The sequence below is a fragment of the Streptomyces sp. CNH189 genome (assembly GCF_000527195.1).
In genome coordinates this window covers 126,175-141,175 of sequence record NZ_AZUS01000001.1, presented here as the reverse complement: position 1 = coordinate 141,175, position 15,001 = coordinate 126,175, and the positions used below count along the sequence as shown (strand labels likewise).

Sequence of the window (15,001 nt, the reverse complement as noted above, 5' to 3'; positions counted from 1 at the left end):
CGGGGGACTGCCGGTGCTTCGCAGCGCGCGCCCGGGGCGGGGCCCGCCTCAGGCGAGGGCGGAGCACGGCGGCCCGCGCCGTCCCAGGGAGTGCGCGAGGAGCAGCGTGCGGACGGCGACGGCACGGTGCGGCGTGCGGCCCGGACGGCGCACCCGGGGGGCTCGGCGCACGGTCACCGCCGCCACGGCCACCAGCAGCGGCCGGAAGGTGGTCGCGGCGACCGCGCTCAGCAGCTGCGCCAGCGCCCGCTCCCCGCGGCGCAGCCACGCGGCGGCGAACAGGCCCACCCCGACGTGCGCGCCGAGCAGCAGCCAGGCGGTCGCCGGGCCGGCCTCGGCGAGCAGCGCGGCCACCTGGTCGCCGCCCGCGGCGGCGGAGCCGGTGACCCGGGCCAGCGGCGCGCCCACGCCGGTGCCGTCGCCGCACAGCACGTCGAACCCGACGGAGCGCAGCGGACCGGCGACCGGGCCGCCCATGCGGCCGTAGCAGACGTGCTGGCCGGTGGTGAAGACCGTGTCGGCGGCCAGCTCCAGCGGGATCAGCAGGGCGGCGATCCGCCCGAAGGAACGCTCCCGCCCCGCCAGCCCGTACGCCAGGAGGAACACGGCGGCGGCGATCGCGGCCACCGTGTTCAGCGGCAGCGGAGCCCCGGACAGCAGTACGTGCGACGCGGTGCTGAGCGTCACGACGACAGCCGTGAACAGTGCCGCGCGAACGGCTCTGAGCTGGGGTCCGGATATGTCCATGGCGGTACGAGTGTGGCACGTGCTCCGGTAAGGGGTCCCTAAAGGGGGCCTGTGAATGTGCGGAAGGTTACAGCCCCGGGATCCGGCCGTTGCGGAACAGGTCGAGGAAGATCTGGTGGTCGCCGCGGGCGCGGGCCCCGTAGTCGTGGGCGAAGTCGACCAGGAGCGGGACCAGCCCGTCCTCGTCGGCCGCGATCGCCGCGTCGATGGCCCGCTCGGTGGAGAACGGCACCAGCGACTCGCCGGAGGTGTCGTCCGCCGCCGCGTGCATCGCGGCCGTCGCCCGGCCGAGGTCGGCGACGACCTGCGCCATCTCCTCCGGGTCGTCGAGGTCGCTCCAGTCCAGGTCCACGGCGTACGGCGAGACCTCCGCGACCAGCTGGCCGGCGCCGTCCAGCTCGGTCCAGCCGAGCCACGGGTCGGCGTGCGCCTGGAGGGCCCGCTGGGAGATCACCGTGCGGTGGCCCTCGTGGAGGAAGTACTCCCCGATCGCCGGGTCGGTGATGTGCCGGGAGACGGCGGGGGTCTGCGCCTGCTTGATGTAGATCACCACGTCGTTCTCCAGGGCGTCGCTGTGACCCTCCAGGAGGATGTTGTACGACGGCAGCCCGGCCGAGCCGATGCCGATGCCCCGGCGGCCCACGACGTCCTTCACGCGGTACGAGTCGGGGCGGGCCAGCGAGGAGTCCGGCAGCGTCTCCAGATAGCCGTCGAACGCCGCGAGCACCTTGTAGCGGGTGGCCGCGTCCAGCTCGATCGCGCCGCCGCCCGGGGCGAAGCGGCGCTCGAAGTCGCGGATCTCGGTCATCGAGTCCAGCAGCCCGAACCGCGTCAGCGAACGGGCGTCACGCAGCGCGTCCAGCAGCGGGCCCTGCGCGGTGTCCAGGGTGAACGGCGGCACCTCGTCGCTCTTGGCGCCCGTCGCCAGGGCGTGGATCCGCTCCCGGTAGGCGGCCGCGTACACCGAGACCAGATCGGTGATCTGCTCGTCGCTGAGCGCCTTCGCGTAGCCGATCAGCGCCATCGAGGCCGCGAAGCGCTTCAGGTCCCACAGGAAGGGGCCGACGTACGCCTCGTCGAAGTCGTTGACGTTGAACACGAGGCGGCCGTTGGAATCCATGTAGGTGCCGAAGTTCTCCGCGTGCAGGTCGCCGTGGATCCACACGCGCGAGGTGCGCTCGTCCAGGTACGGGCCGCTGTACGCGCTGCCGCCGCGCCCCGCGTCCTCGGCGGACAGGTCGTGGTAGAAGAGGCTCGCCGTCCCGCGGTAGAACGCGAACGCCGACGCGGCCATCTTCCGGAACTTCACCCGGAACGCGGCCGGGTCGGCGGCCAGGAGCCGGCCGAAGGCGGTGTCGAGGACAGCGAGGATCTCCTCGCCGCGACGCTCGTCGTTGAGCTGCGGGACCGACATCGCTGGGTGCCTCCTGGTGCGGAATCTGGGGGGACGGCCAATCCGTCCCCTGCCTAACGCGCGGCGGGTCGCGGGAGTGCCCGCGACCCGCCCGAAGGTACGTGGGGACCGGCTCGGGGTGTCGGTCCCGGGGCATAGACTTCGACGCTGTCCCCGTCCGTCCGTCTGCCGCCGCAGCACCTGGAGGCCGCACCGTGTCGAAGCCGCCGTTCACGCACCTGCACGTCCACACCCAGTACTCGCTGCTGGACGGTGCCGCGCGGCTGAAGGACATGTTCAACGCCTGCAACGAGATGGGCATGAGCCACATCGCCATGTCCGACCACGGCAACCTGCACGGGGCGTACGACTTCTTCCACACCGCGCAGAAGGCCGGGGTCACCCCGATCATCGGGATCGAGGCGTACGTCGCCCCCGAGTCCCGGCGGAACAAGCGCAAGATCCAGTGGGGCCAGCCGCACCAGAAGCGCGACGACGTCTCCGGCTCCGGCGGCTACACCCACAAGACGATGTGGGCGGTGAACAGCACCGGCCTGCACAACCTCTTCCGGCTCTCCTCCGACGCCTACGCCGAGGGCTGGCTGCAGAAGTGGCCCCGGATGGACAAGGAGACCATCGCCAAGTGGTCCGAGGGCATCGTCGCCTCCACCGGCTGCCCCTCCGGCGAGGTGCAGACCCGGCTGCGCCTCGGCCACTTCGACGAGGCCCTCAAGGCCGCCGCCGACTACCAGGACATCTTCGGCAAGGACCGGTACTTCCTGGAGCTGATGGACCACGGCATCGACATCGAGCACCGGGTCCGCGACGGCCTGCTGGAGATCGGCAAGAAGCTCGGCATCCCCCCGCTGGTCACCAACGACTCGCACTACACCTACGCGCACGAGGCGACGGCGCACGACGCGCTGCTGTGCATCCAGACCGGCAAGAACCTCTCCGACCCGGACCGCTTCAAGTTCGACGGCACCGGCTACTACCTGAAGTCCACGGACGAGATGTACGCCATCGACTCCTCGGACGCCTGGCAGCAGGGCTGCGCCAACACGCGACTGATCGCCGAGATGGTCGACACCACCGGCATGTTCGAGAAGCGCGACCTGATGCCGAAGTTCGACATCCCGGAGGGGTACACCGAGGTCAGCTGGTTCCGCGAGGAAGTGCTGCGCGGCATGAACCGCCGCTTCCCGGGCGGCATCCCGGACGACCGCATGAAGCAGGTCGAGTACGAGATGGACACCATCATCTCGATGGGCTTCCCGGGCTACTTCCTCGTCGTCGCCGACTTCATCATGTGGGCGAAGAAGCAGGGCATCGCCGTCGGTCCCGGCCGAGGCTCCGCGGCCGGCTCGATCGTCGCCTACGCCCTCGGCATCACCGACCTCGACCCGATCCCGCACGGCCTGATCTTCGAGCGCTTCCTCAACCCCGAGCGCATCTCCATGCCCGACGTCGACATCGACTTCGACGAGCGCAGGCGCGTCGAGGTGATCCGCTACGTGACGGAGAAGTACGGCGCCGACAAGGTCGCCATGATCGGCACGTACGGCACCATCAAGGCGAAGAACGCCATCAAGGACTCCGCGCGCGTGCTGGGCTACCCGTACGCGATGGGCGACCGCATCACCAAGGCCATGCCCGCCGACGTTCTCGGCAAGGGCATCCCGCTGTCCGGCATCACCGACCCCTCGCACCCCCGGTACTCCGAGGCCGGCGAGGTCCGCGGGATGTACGAGAACGAGCCGGACGTGAAGAAGGTCATCGACACCGCCAAGGGCGTCGAGGGCCTGGTGCGGCAGATGGGCGTGCACGCGGCCGGCGTGATCATGTCCAGCGAGACCATCACCGACCACGTCCCGGTCTGGGTCCGGCACACCGACGGCGTGACCATCACGCAGTGGGACTACCCGAGCTGCGAGTCGCTCGGCCTGCTGAAGATGGACTTCCTGGGCCTGCGGAACCTGACCATCATGGACGACGCCGTCAAGATGGTGAAGGCCAACAAGGGCATCGACATCGACCTGCTGTCGCTGCCCCTGGACGACCCCACGACCTTCGACCTGCTCCAGCGCGGCGACACCCTCGGCGTGTTCCAGTTCGACGGCGGACCGATGCGCTCCCTGCTCCGGCTGATGAAGCCGGACAACTTCGAGGACATCTCCGCCGTGTCGGCCCTGTACCGGCCGGGCCCGATGGGCATGAACTCGCACACCAACTACGCCCTGCGCAAGAACGGCCAGCAGGACATCACGCCCATCCACCCCGAGCTGGAGGAGCCGCTCAGGGAGGTCCTGGACGTCACCCACGGCCTGATCGTCTATCAGGAGCAGGTGCAGAAGGCCGCCCAGATCATCGCCGGCTACTCGCTCGGCGAGGCCGACATCCTCCGCCGCGTGATGGGCAAGAAGAAGCCCGAGGAACTGGCGAAGAACTTCACCATCTTCCAGGCCGGCGCCCGCAAGAACGGCTACAGCGACGAAGCCATCCAGGCGCTCTGGGACGTGCTGGTCCCCTTCGCCGGCTACGCCTTCAACAAGGCGCACTCCGCCGCGTACGGCCTGGTGTCGTACTGGACGGCCTACCTCAAGGCCAACCACCCCGCCGAGTACATGGCGGCGCTGCTCACCTCGGTGAAGGACGACAAGGACAAGTCGGCGGTCTACCTGAACGAGTGCCGCCGCATGGGCATCAAGGTGCTCCCGCCCAACGTCAACGAGTCCGAGTCCAACTTCGCCGCGCAGGGCGACGACGTGATCCTCTTCGGCCTCTCCGCGGTGCGCAACGTCGGCACCAACGTCGTGGAGTCGATCATCAAGTGCCGCAAGGCCAAGGGGAAGTACACGTCCTTCCCGGACTACCTCGACAAGGTCGACGCGGTCGTCTGCAACAAGCGCACCACCGAGTCGCTGATCAAGGCCGGCGCCTTCGACTCCATGGGGCACACCCGTAAGGGCCTCACCGCCCAGTACGAGCCGATGATCGACAACGTGGTGGCGGTCAAGCGCAAGGAGGCCGAAGGACAGTTCGACCTCTTCGGCGGCATGGGCGAGGAGCAGACCGACGAGCCCGGCTTCGGCCTCGACGTGCAGTTCACCGACGACGAGTGGGACAAGACCTACCTGCTCGCGCAGGAGCGCGAGATGCTCGGCCTCTACGTCTCCGACCACCCGCTGTTCGGTCTGGAACACGTGCTGTCCGACAAGGCCGACGCCGGCATCTCCCAGCTCACCGGCGGCGACTTCGGTGACGGCGCGGTGGTCACCATCGGCGGCATCATCTCCGGCCTCCAGCGCAAGATGACCAAGCAGGGTAACGCCTGGGCGATCGCCACCGTGGAGGACCTCGCGGGCTCCATCGAGTGCATGTTCTTCCCGGCGACCTACCAGCTCGTCTCGACGCAACTCGTCGAGGACGCCGTGGTGTTCGTCAAGGGCCGGCTCGACAAGCGGGAGGACGTGCCGCGCCTGGTCGCGATGGAGCTCCAGGTCCCCGACCTGTCCCACGCCGGCACCAACGCGCCCGTGGTGCTCACCATCCCGGCCACCCGCGTCACCCCGCCCATGGTCAGCCGGCTCGGCGAGATCCTCACCCACCACAGGGGCGACAGCGAGGTCCGCATCAAGCTGCAGGGCCCGACGAAGACGACGGTCCTGCGCCTCGACCGGCACCGGGTCAAGCCCGATCCGGCCCTGTTCGGCGACCTGAAGGTGCTGCTCGGACCGTCCTGCCTGGCCGGTTAGACACAGGCCCCCGACGCGCCGGAGGGGCGCACCCGCGACGGGTGCGCCCCTCTTCCTGTACGGCCGGGCCGCAACGGCCCTTCACACCGGTGTCAGTTGTGGCCGAAGCGCTTCTGCCGGCCCTTGCCGGGGCCGACCTCGCCGGGCACCACCTGCGTGGTGCGCTGCTCGTCCGGGGTCTCCAGGGTGGACGTCTGCGCGGCGCGCGGGCTGCGCTCGGCCTGGGGCTGCTTACGGTCACGGTTCTTGTTCTTGGCCATGGTGTTGCCTCCTGTGGGGACTAGGGGCCAGGGCCGAATTCAGATTCACACAGGCCGATAACCCACGCATGTCGGACAATTACCGTCGGTGACGGGGCGGTCGGGGGAGGTTGTGTGGAAACGCCACGCCGAAGATCGAGTTCGGGCCGTTAACACCGGCGGGGTCGGGCAGACTCGAAGGAAGCCCGAAGCCAAACCTCCCGGAAAGAGGGTGGATCGCGTGGACCGCTGCATCGTCCTGGTGGACGCCGGGTATCTGCTGGGGGCCGCCGCCAGTCTCCTCGCCGGGGAGCCCTCGCGGTCCCGCATCACCGTGGACCACGCCGCCCTGATCCAGGGACTGCGTGACCGAGCCGAGAACGACACGCGTCAGCCGCTGCTGCGCATCTACTGGTTCGACGGCGCCCCCGACCGCGTCCCGCAGCCCGAGCACCGCCGGCTGCGCGTGATGCCCCGGGTCACCGTCCGGCTCGGCGCGCTGACCCGCAGCGACGGACGCTGGGCGCAGAAGGGCGTGGACGCGGCGATGCACGCCGAACTCACCGAACTCGCCCGCAACCGCGCCTGCTCCGACATCGTCCTGGTCACCGGCGACGGCGACCTGCTGCCGGGCATGATGGCCGCCAAGGAACACGGCGTGGCCGTGCACCTGTGGGCCGTGCAGGCCGCCGACGGCGACTACAACCAGTCCGAGGACCTCGTCGCCGAGGCCGACGAACGCCGGGTGCTCGACCGGGCGTGGATCACCCAGGCGGTACGCGCCAGGGAGATCAGCGGCGTGTGCGCCCCGTCGCCCGCCCCCCGGCCCGAGATCGCCGCGATCCTCTCCGCCCCGCTGCCCGAGTCCGCCCTCGCCCCGGCCACCGAGCGCACCGCTCCGGAACCGCGCCACCCGGCCGCCTCCGGACACAACGGCACCGGCGAGCGTACGCCCGTCGCCAAGGGCGTCCCGACCCCCAAGGACCTGGCCGCGCTGCGCCACCCCGGAGCGCACCAGCCGCAGCAGCCCGCCTCCGCGACCCTGCGCTGGTCCTCCGACAAGGGGTGGGTGGACCGGCCGGCCGCCGAGCCGCCGGAGGCCGCGTCCATGCCGACGCTGGCCCAGCTGACCACGGCGGAGCAGCGGTGGGCCGACCGCGAGGAGGACATCACCACCGTCGGCGGCGACCCGTTCGAGGTAGGGCAGGTCTTCGCGCGGCGCTGGGTGGAACGGCTCGGCGACCACGGCCACATCCAGAAGCTGTCCGCGATGTACCCGCGCATTCCGCACCGCGTCGACGGTGAGCTGCTGCGCTACGCGGCCCGTTTCGGGCTGCTCGCCCACAAGGACGACCAGATCGACGAGCGGGACCGCTACGCCATCCGGGCGGGTTTCTGGCGTGAGCTGGACACGCGCACCGGGACGGAGCGGGCTTCCGCGGGGGAGTGAGGGACGCGCCGGCTTCACAGCCGGGGCTGTCGTGGGCTGTTCGCGCGGAGGTGTCGTTCAGGGTGCGCCCCCCGGCGTCGGGTTCGGTACCGGTGTTTTCGGGTGGCCGTCGGGCCGCAGGGGGGCGATCCCTCCCGGGGTGTCCGGTGCGTCCCCCCGCCCGGGGCGGCACGCAAGGGTGACCCGAAGGCGGGACGGGGGCGCCGACCCCGTACGCTCGTCCCTTGTGAGTACGCGCGGGGCACAGGGATATCGGCACGGTGGTGACGTCGTGTGTGCGGTGCGCGGGCTGACCAAGACCTATCCGGCGGTGCGCGGACGGCGCGGCGTGCCCGCGACGCCCGAGGTCCGGGCCACCGACGACGTGGCGCTCGACATCGGGCGCGGCGAGATCTTCGGCCTGCTCGGGCCGAACGGCGCCGGAAAGTCCACCCTGGTACGCCAGATGACCGGACTGATGCGGCCCGACAGCGGCAGCGTCGAGATCCTCGGCCACGACATCGTCCGCCACCCGGAGCGGGCCTCCCGCATCCTCGCCTACCTCGGTCAGGAGTCCAGCGCCCTGGACGAGCTGACCGTGTCCCTGGCCGCCGAGACCACCGGCCGGCTCCGCGGGCTCGACATACGGCGGGCCCGCGCCGAACGCGACGACGTCCTCGACGAACTGGGGCTCACCGCGATCGCCTCCCGCCCGCTGCGCAAGCTCTCCGGCGGCCAGCGCCGGCTCGCCTGCTTCGCCGCCGCGCTGGTGGGGGAGCGCCCGCTGATGGTCCTCGACGAGCCCACGACCGGCATGGACCCGGTGGCCCGGCGCGCGGTCTGGTCCGCCGTCGACCGCCGCCGCGCCCAGCGGGGCACCACCGTCGTGCTGGTCACCCACAACGTCATCGAGGCCGAGACCGTGCTCGACCGGGTCGCCGTGCTGGACCGGGGCCGGGTCATCGCCTGCGACACCCCGACCGGGCTGAAGGAACAGGTCGCCGGGGAGGTCCGGGTCGAGCTGGTGTGGCGCGAGGCCGCGCCGCTGCACGTGCCCGAGGTGGCCGCCCTGCGCGACCGGGCGGCCGAGTCCGGCCGCCGCTGGACCCTGCGGCTCGCGCCGGAGGAGGCCCGCACGGTCGTCGCCACCGTGACCGGCGGCGCCGCCTTCGCGGCCCTCGACGACTTCACGCTGGCCACGCCCAGCCTGGAGGACGTCTACCTGGCGCTGGGCGGCGCCGTGCGACAGGGGCTGGTGAAGGCGTGAGCGCACGGGCCGTGACATCCGTACCGAACGGGGCGGCCTCCGGAGCGGCTCCGGACGGAATCCCGAGCGAAGGGGAGCAGCACGACGTGAGTGTCGTACCCGCCGATGCCCGGCCCGCCGGCGCCCTGACCGCCCAGGAGGCCGCGCCGGCACCGGCCGCGCTCGGCCCCCGGGCGCGGCTGTGGCCGTCGCTGGCGGCCGTGTACCGGGCCCAGCTGTCCCGGGCCCGGGTGGCGCGGATCCCGCTGCTGTTCGTGGCGACCTTCCAGTCGGTCGGGATCATGATCCTGATGCGCGGAGTGGTCGACGGCGGCGGCGAGGCGCGGGCCGTGGTGGCCGGGTCGTCGGTCCTGGTCGTCGCCTTCGTCGCGCTGAACCTGCTCGCCCAGTACTTCGGCCAGCTGCGCGCCAGCGGCGGCCTCGACCACTACGCGACCCTGCCCGTGCCGCCCGCGGCCGTGGTGCTGGGCGCGGCGGGCGCCTACGCCTCGTTCACCGTCCCCGGCACCGTGGTGACCGCCGTCTTCGGCTGCGCGCTGTTCGGGCTGCCGCTCGCCCACCTGTGGATCCTGGTCGCGGTGATCCCCCTCGCGGGCGCGGCCCTCGCCGGGCTCGGCGCCGCCCTCGGCCTGCTCGCGCCCCGCCCCGAACTGGCCACCCTGCTCGGCCAGCTCGGCATGTCCGCGGCGCTGCTGCTGGGCGTGCTGCCGCCCGAGCGGATGCCGGAGGCGGTCCGCCTGGCGCGCGACCTGCTGCCCTCCACGTACGGCGTCGAGGCCCTCGCGCGCACCTTCGCGCCGCACCCCGACTGGGCGCACGTGCTCGGTGACCTCGCCGTGTGCGGGGTGGTCGGAGTGATCTCGCTGGCCGTGGCGACCTGGGCGTACCGCAGGGCCGCCGTCCGGTGACGCGCGGCACGGCCACGCCTGGCACGATGGCAGGGTGAGTGCACCCCTGACACCCCCGCCGCCGCACGACCCGTCCGCGCACGACCCCTGGCAGCCGCCCTCCGGCACCCCCTCGGGCGGCGCGCACCGGTACGACGGGAAGCCCGGCCCCGGCGCTTCCCCCCGGCACGGCTGGTGGCAGGAACCGGGCGGCCCCGGGCTCGCGAAGGAGATACGGGAGGCCGCCGTGGTGGCCGCCGCGGTGGCGCTCGGCGGGGTGCTGCTCGGCGTGCTGTGGTGGTGGCTGGCGCCACGGGTGCCGCTGGTGGGCGACGCGTCCGGCAACGCGTGGGTGGTCTACCTCAAGGACTCCGAGGGCGAGCAGAGCATCGGCGTGGACGGCACGTTCACCCTGCTCGCGCTGGCCTGCGGTGCGCTGAGCGCGCTGGTGGTCTTCCTGGTGCGGCGGCGCGGCGGCGTCCCGCTCGTGGCGGGCCTGGCGATCGGCGGGCTGCTGGGCTCGGTGCTGGCCTGGCGGCTCGGGGTGTGGCTCGGCCCGACGCAGGACGTCGTCGCGCAGGCGAGAAGTGTCGGGAAGGGCGTCACCTTCGACGCGCCGCTGAAGCTGAACGCGAAGGGCGCGCTGCTGGCGTGGACCTTCGCGGCGCTGGTGCTGCACCTGGGGCTGACGGCGCTGTTCGGGCCGCGCGACCCGGAGGACTGGCCTCAGGCCGACCAGCCGTACGCGCCCCACGGGGCGTAGGCCCCGGGGTGCCGGGCGGTCGTGTCCCGCCCGGCACGTCCGTCAGGCCGGGCGGCGTCCGTGGTTCGCCCGGCGCTTCCTGATCCGCCACCTGCGCTTGCGTGTCCGTTTCGACATACCTCGGTACATACCGAACGCCCCGGGACCCGTCGACCCCCGGAACAGGCCGTGTCGGGGCGGCGGCCGGGGGACTACTCCCGGCCGATCGGGGCCAGGGTCGCCGAGGTCAGCTCGGCCAGGTCGGCCGGGGCGAGTTCGACCTCCAGGCCGCGGCGGCCCGCCGAGACGCAGATCGTCTCGTGACGGTCCGCCGACGCGTCCAGCACCGTCGGCAGCTTCTTGCGCTGGCCCAGCGGGGAGATCCCGCCCCGCACGTACCCGGTGGTGCGCTCCGCCAGGGCCGGGTCGGCCATCGCCGCCCGCTTGCCGCCGGCCGCCGAGGCCAGCGCCTTGAGGTCCAGCTGGCCCGCCACCGGCACCACCGCCACCGTGAGGGTGCCGTCCACGTCCGCCACCAGCGTCTTGAAGACGCGGTCGGGTGACACGCCCATCGCCTCGGCCGCCTCCTCGCCGTAGCTCGGGTGGGAGGGGTCGTGGTCGTAGGAGTGCACCGTGAAGGGCACCCCGGCGGCGGTGAGCGCCACCGTGGCGGGCGTCCCGCCGGACTGCTGCTGCTTCTTGGACTTCTTCGCCATGCCGGTCGTCGCTCCGAAAGCGTCAGTTGAGACTCGTCGGGCCACGCGTCAGCTCCGACGCGGGCAACGACGGAAGACTACGGATGATCGCCGTCTCGGTGCGAAGGAGTTTCAGCTCGTCACGCAGCCGGGACGCGGTGTCCGGAGCCTGCAGCAGACGCTGCCGGGTCGGCGTGTCGAGCATCATCGCGGCGGCGACCAGGTACGAGACCACGCTGGGCTCGTCGGGCAGGTCCGTGTCCGTGGCCAGCGACCGCTCGCGCGCCCCCGCCAGCCGCTTCTGGTACTGCCGGAACGCCCGCAGCACCCCCTCCGCGAGCGCCCCCGCCTCCTCGCCGGGGTCCTCCTCCAGCGGCTCCAGCTCCGCCGTGAGGAAGGGCCCCGAGGCGTCGACCGACAGCAGCCGCACCCGGGTCGTGCCGGTCGCCAGCACCTCGAAGGTGCCGTCGGGGCGCTCCCGGACGGTCGCCGCGTCGGCGATGCAGCCGGTCTTGTTGAAGGCGCGCAGCGGGTCGGCGCCGAAGCCGGCCGTGGGGCCCCGGTCGGGCACGGCGGTGGGGTCGGGCAGGCCGGGGGCGCTCGGCGCCACCTCGTGGCCGTCCCGGATCGCCACCACGGCGAAGCGCCGCGGCTCGTCCTCCGGGGTCTTCAACAGCTCACGCATCATGGCGCGATAGCGCTCCTCGAAGATGTTGAGCGGGAGCACGAGCCCAGGGAACAGCACCGTGTTCAGGGGGAAGAGCGGAAGCCGGACGGTGGTCACGACGCAAAAGCCTAATGGCCGCCGGGGCCGGCCCGTCCGCGCCGTCCGCCGCCCGGACGCCCGGAGGCGGATGAGGGGCCCTGCGTTCCGGCCGTCGCGGCGTCCGACGCGAGCGCGCCGAGGACCTCCTGACGCACCTCCAGGAACCGCCCGAGCGGGTCCTCCCCGTCCCGGTCCCAGGGGAACGACGTGGCGTACGGGCCGGTCAGCCGCAGCTGTTCCAGGGCGTCCTGCCAGCGCTCCAGGCGGACCAGGACGTAGGTCAGCAGATTGCGCACCTCGGCCGGCCAGGGCCGGCCCGCCGGCAGCCGGGCGGACAGGGCGACGGCCCGGTCGGCGGCGGCTTCCAGCCGTTCCCGTCCGACGACGGGACCGCAGCCGTCGGTCAGGTAGCCGTAGGCCGCCCGCAGCGGCAGGGCCTGGGTGAGTGAGCCCTCCGGCGCGTCCTGCGCGGCGAGGTCCGCGAAGTCGAAGCACTCGCGGTGCGAGCCGTGCCAGGAGGACGCCAGGTAGCGCAGGGCCGCCACATGGCAGCCGTGGTGGTGCGGGGCGCGGCGCACCGCCGCCTCCCACAGCTCCTCGAAGTAGGTGTGGCCGGCGCGCGCGCCGCGCGCGTGGTCCAGGGCCAGCCGCCACGGCACCGGGTCGCGGTGGTCGGCCCGGGCGGCGGCGGTGATCAGCGGGCTCACCTCGCGCAGCAGCTCCGTCCGGGCCGGCGAGTCCCAGGCCCGGTCCACCGCCCGCTGCGCGTCCAGCAGCAGCGCGTCAGGGTCGCGCGGGACGCGGGCCCGCCAGGTGTCCAGCCACTCGGGGCGCGACCGGGCGAAGGACGCGAGGCGGCGCACATAGCGGTCGCGGTGCTCCCAGGCGGCCCGGTGCCGGGTGGCGGCGAGCAGGTCGGCGGCGGGGGCGTGGTCACCGGCCGCGGCCCCCACCAGCGCGCGGCCCAGGGCGTCGTCCGGTACGTCGAGGAGCACCTCGTCGTCGGCGGGCAGCACGACGGGGACGGGGGGCGTGGCGCCCGTCCGCTTTTCTCGCACCCGGGACGTGCGGGTGAACGCGTGCAGCAGAGCCATGGTGTTGACCATTGAAAGACCGCAGGTCACGGGCGCGCCAGACCCCACGCGGAAGTTGCCTAAAGTTGTACGGTCGTCGGTCAAGGGCCGGTAAAAAGCGGGCGGCTCTGCAGGTGTGTGGGGCCTTACGGCCCTCACCTGTCGCACACATCTCCGGTTGGTGAGCGGCCCTTGGTCCACCTGGACGTCGCGCAGTTCCCCGCGCCCCTTGGCCGACTTGCGTCGCCGGTGGTTGATTCGTGCCCCGGGGGACGCGCGTCGTTGCGCAGTTCCCCGCGCCCCTGAGGCGGCTTGCGTCGCGGGTGGTTGCTTCGGGCATCGTTGCCCGCGCCCTTCAAGACCTCACGTGCGGTGCAGTGTGCGGGTGGCGCCTGCCGCAACCGTTGTCGCCAGGATCCAGCCCAGCAGGATGAACGCCGCCGACAGCCACTGCCAGCCGCCGCGCAGCTGCCAGAAGCCCGCCTGCCCCAGGTCGATCACCGGCAGCAGCAGGTCCAGCGCGAACAGCGCCGGGCTCCAGGCCGGGTGCTCCCCGGCCTTGAGCGGCGGATGGTCCGCCCGCGCGAAGGCCAGCGAGCCGGCCGCCCACAGCACCGCCATCCACACCGCCGCCCGGCCCGGCCGGTACCCGTAGGCGACCGTCCAGTCCTGGGCGTAGCCCCACAGCTTGGCCGCGAGCGGCAGGCTCTCCCGGCGCCGGCGCTGCTTGGCGAGCAGCACCTCGCGGGCGTCCTCGTCCGCCCCGCTCTCCCGCAGCACGGCGGCCAGCCGCTCGTACGGCTCCGGGTTGTACTCGGCGCTCGCCGCGTCCACCCAGCGCAGCCGCAGCGCCAGCGGGAACGGGCCGCGCGGCACCAGGTTCTCGTAGGTGAATCCGCCCATGTGCAGGCGGCCCGGGCCGGGCCAGCTGTCCGCCCGGTCCATCAGGTTGACCACCTTCGCGCCGGACAGCACCACCCGGCCGCGCCGCGGCCGCTCCCCGAGGAAGCGCAGCTCCGGCGTCTGCACCCGGCGCAGCGACAGTTCCTGCTCGTCGGTGAAGGAGAACGAGGCCCCCTCGAAGTCGACGGCGTCCCCGAACCGCCCGTCGTCCAGCCGTACCCCGCCCTCGCACGCGAACCGCTGGATGCGCGTGCCCCGCGCCGGGGTCATGCCGCTGCGGGCCTGCGCGCCCACCCCGGCCGGCGTCAGGTACAGCGAGCGCTCCACGGTCAGCTGCGGCGCGTTCAGTGCGAGCCGGGTGTACGGGTTGACCAGCCGGGCGCCGCGTAGGCTCAGGGACACGCCGATGGTCGCGCCGCGCAGGCTCAGCTCGCCGTGCGACTCCAGCATCTCCGCCTGGAGGTCCTGGCCGACGTTCATCCCGTCCGCGGCCAGGGCACGGCCGCTGCGGTCCCGGTGCAGGACCGCCTGGTTGAGCATGAGGTCCGTGCCGATCCGGGCGTCGGTCAGGCGTATCCCGCCGAGGAACCGGCAGCGCGGCAGATGCAGATCGCCCTCGGTGTGCAGCCGGGCGGCCTCCAGGCGGGGTATGGAGCAGTCCACCATCCGCATGGTGGTGAAGCGGGCCTCCGGCAGCAGCACGTCCCGCTCGAAGCGGCACCCGCGCATCTCCACGTACGGCACGACGGTGCCGCCCGCCAGGTCCAGCGGGCCGCTGATGCGCACCCCGACCAGCTTCAGCGAGGAGACCCGGCCGGCCAGCGCGGGCGGACCGTCCAGCAGCAGCCAGCACACGACCCTGGCCCGCACGGTCCGCTCCGGCCCCCAGGGGTGTCCCCCGTGCGGGTCGTCGACCACCGTGTCACCGCTGCTCAGGTCGTACACGCTGCCGTTGCGGAAGGCCTGCCACATCCCGGCCTCCGCGGCGGTCAGGTCCTCCGGCGGCTCACCGCCACGCGGTCCCACCCCCTCGGCCACGGCACTCCCCTCCTCCTCATTACTCACCGGTTCATCGCTTCGTACAGCCGTTCATGCCCGGTACGGT

Annotated in this window: 12 protein-coding genes; 5 read left to right on the top strand and 7 right to left on the bottom strand. The window is 72.7% G+C overall.

Features of this window, described 5'->3' with window-relative positions:
- Positions 1-48 precede the first annotated feature (48 nt).
- Positions 49-747 (bottom strand): hypothetical protein, encoded by a 699-nt coding sequence (locus B100_RS0100630; protein ID WP_024882538.1) that lies wholly within the window; start codon positions 745-747, stop codon positions 49-51.
- Between the two features lie 67 nt (positions 748-814).
- Positions 815-2,161: a DUF2252 domain-containing protein gene (locus B100_RS0100625; RefSeq protein WP_024882537.1), complete on the bottom strand. Its 1,347-nt coding sequence runs from the start codon at positions 2,159-2,161 to the stop codon at positions 815-817.
- Positions 2,162-2,355: 194 nt separating this feature from the next.
- Between B100_RS0100625 and dnaE the strand changes: the two genes are divergently transcribed.
- Positions 2,356-5,895 (top strand): DNA polymerase III subunit alpha, encoded by a 3,540-nt coding sequence (gene dnaE / locus B100_RS0100620; RefSeq protein ID WP_024882536.1) that lies wholly within the window; start codon positions 2,356-2,358, stop codon positions 5,893-5,895.
- A gap of 92 nt (positions 5,896-5,987) precedes the next feature.
- Here dnaE and B100_RS37145 read toward each other — a convergent pair whose 3' ends face one another.
- The gene (locus B100_RS37145; protein WP_199785194.1) at positions 5,988-6,155 is read right to left on the bottom strand and encodes a hypothetical protein; all 168 of its coding nucleotides are present in this window, start codon (positions 6,153-6,155) and stop codon (positions 5,988-5,990) included.
- 220 nt (positions 6,156-6,375) lie between these two features.
- Here B100_RS37145 and B100_RS0100610 point away from each other — a divergent pair, with 220 nt between their 5' ends.
- The 4 genes from B100_RS0100610 (at position 6,376) to B100_RS0100595 (ending at position 10,480) form a co-directional block, all read left to right on the top strand.
- Entirely contained in the window at positions 6,376-7,584 is a 1,209-nt protein-coding gene (locus B100_RS0100610; RefSeq protein ID WP_024882535.1) for an NYN domain-containing protein, read from the top strand.
- A gap of 271 nt (positions 7,585-7,855) precedes the next feature.
- A complete protein-coding gene (locus B100_RS0100605; RefSeq protein ID WP_024882534.1) occupies positions 7,856-8,830 on the top strand; it encodes an ABC transporter ATP-binding protein in 975 nt (324 codons plus the stop codon).
- A gap of 86 nt (positions 8,831-8,916) precedes the next feature.
- Positions 8,917-9,738 (top strand): ABC transporter permease, encoded by an 822-nt coding sequence (locus B100_RS0100600; protein ID WP_024882533.1) that lies wholly within the window; start codon positions 8,917-8,919, stop codon positions 9,736-9,738.
- A 34-nt stretch (positions 9,739-9,772) separates the two neighbouring features.
- On the top strand, positions 9,773-10,480 hold the full coding sequence (locus B100_RS0100595) for a hypothetical protein (protein ID WP_024882532.1): 708 nt from the start codon (positions 9,773-9,775) through the stop codon (positions 10,478-10,480).
- 191 nt (positions 10,481-10,671) lie between these two features.
- Here the strand turns inward: B100_RS0100595 and ybaK are convergent, their stop codons facing one another.
- The 4 genes from ybaK to B100_RS0100575 form a co-directional block, all read right to left on the bottom strand.
- Positions 10,672-11,175, bottom strand: a complete 504-nt coding sequence (gene ybaK / locus B100_RS0100590) for a Cys-tRNA(Pro) deacylase (RefSeq protein WP_024882531.1) — start codon at positions 11,173-11,175, stop codon at positions 10,672-10,674.
- 22 nt (positions 11,176-11,197) lie between these two features.
- The gene (locus tag B100_RS0100585; RefSeq protein ID WP_024882530.1) at positions 11,198-11,938 is read right to left on the bottom strand and encodes an LON peptidase substrate-binding domain-containing protein; all 741 of its coding nucleotides are present in this window, start codon (positions 11,936-11,938) and stop codon (positions 11,198-11,200) included.
- A gap of 11 nt (positions 11,939-11,949) precedes the next feature.
- Positions 11,950-13,026, bottom strand: a complete 1,077-nt coding sequence (locus B100_RS0100580; RefSeq protein ID WP_024882529.1) for a hypothetical protein — start codon at positions 13,024-13,026, stop codon at positions 11,950-11,952.
- A gap of 330 nt (positions 13,027-13,356) precedes the next feature.
- The gene (locus B100_RS0100575; RefSeq protein WP_024882528.1) at positions 13,357-14,934 is read right to left on the bottom strand and encodes an oxidoreductase; all 1,578 of its coding nucleotides are present in this window, start codon (positions 14,932-14,934) and stop codon (positions 13,357-13,359) included.
- Between the last annotated feature and the right edge of the window lie 67 nt (positions 14,935-15,001).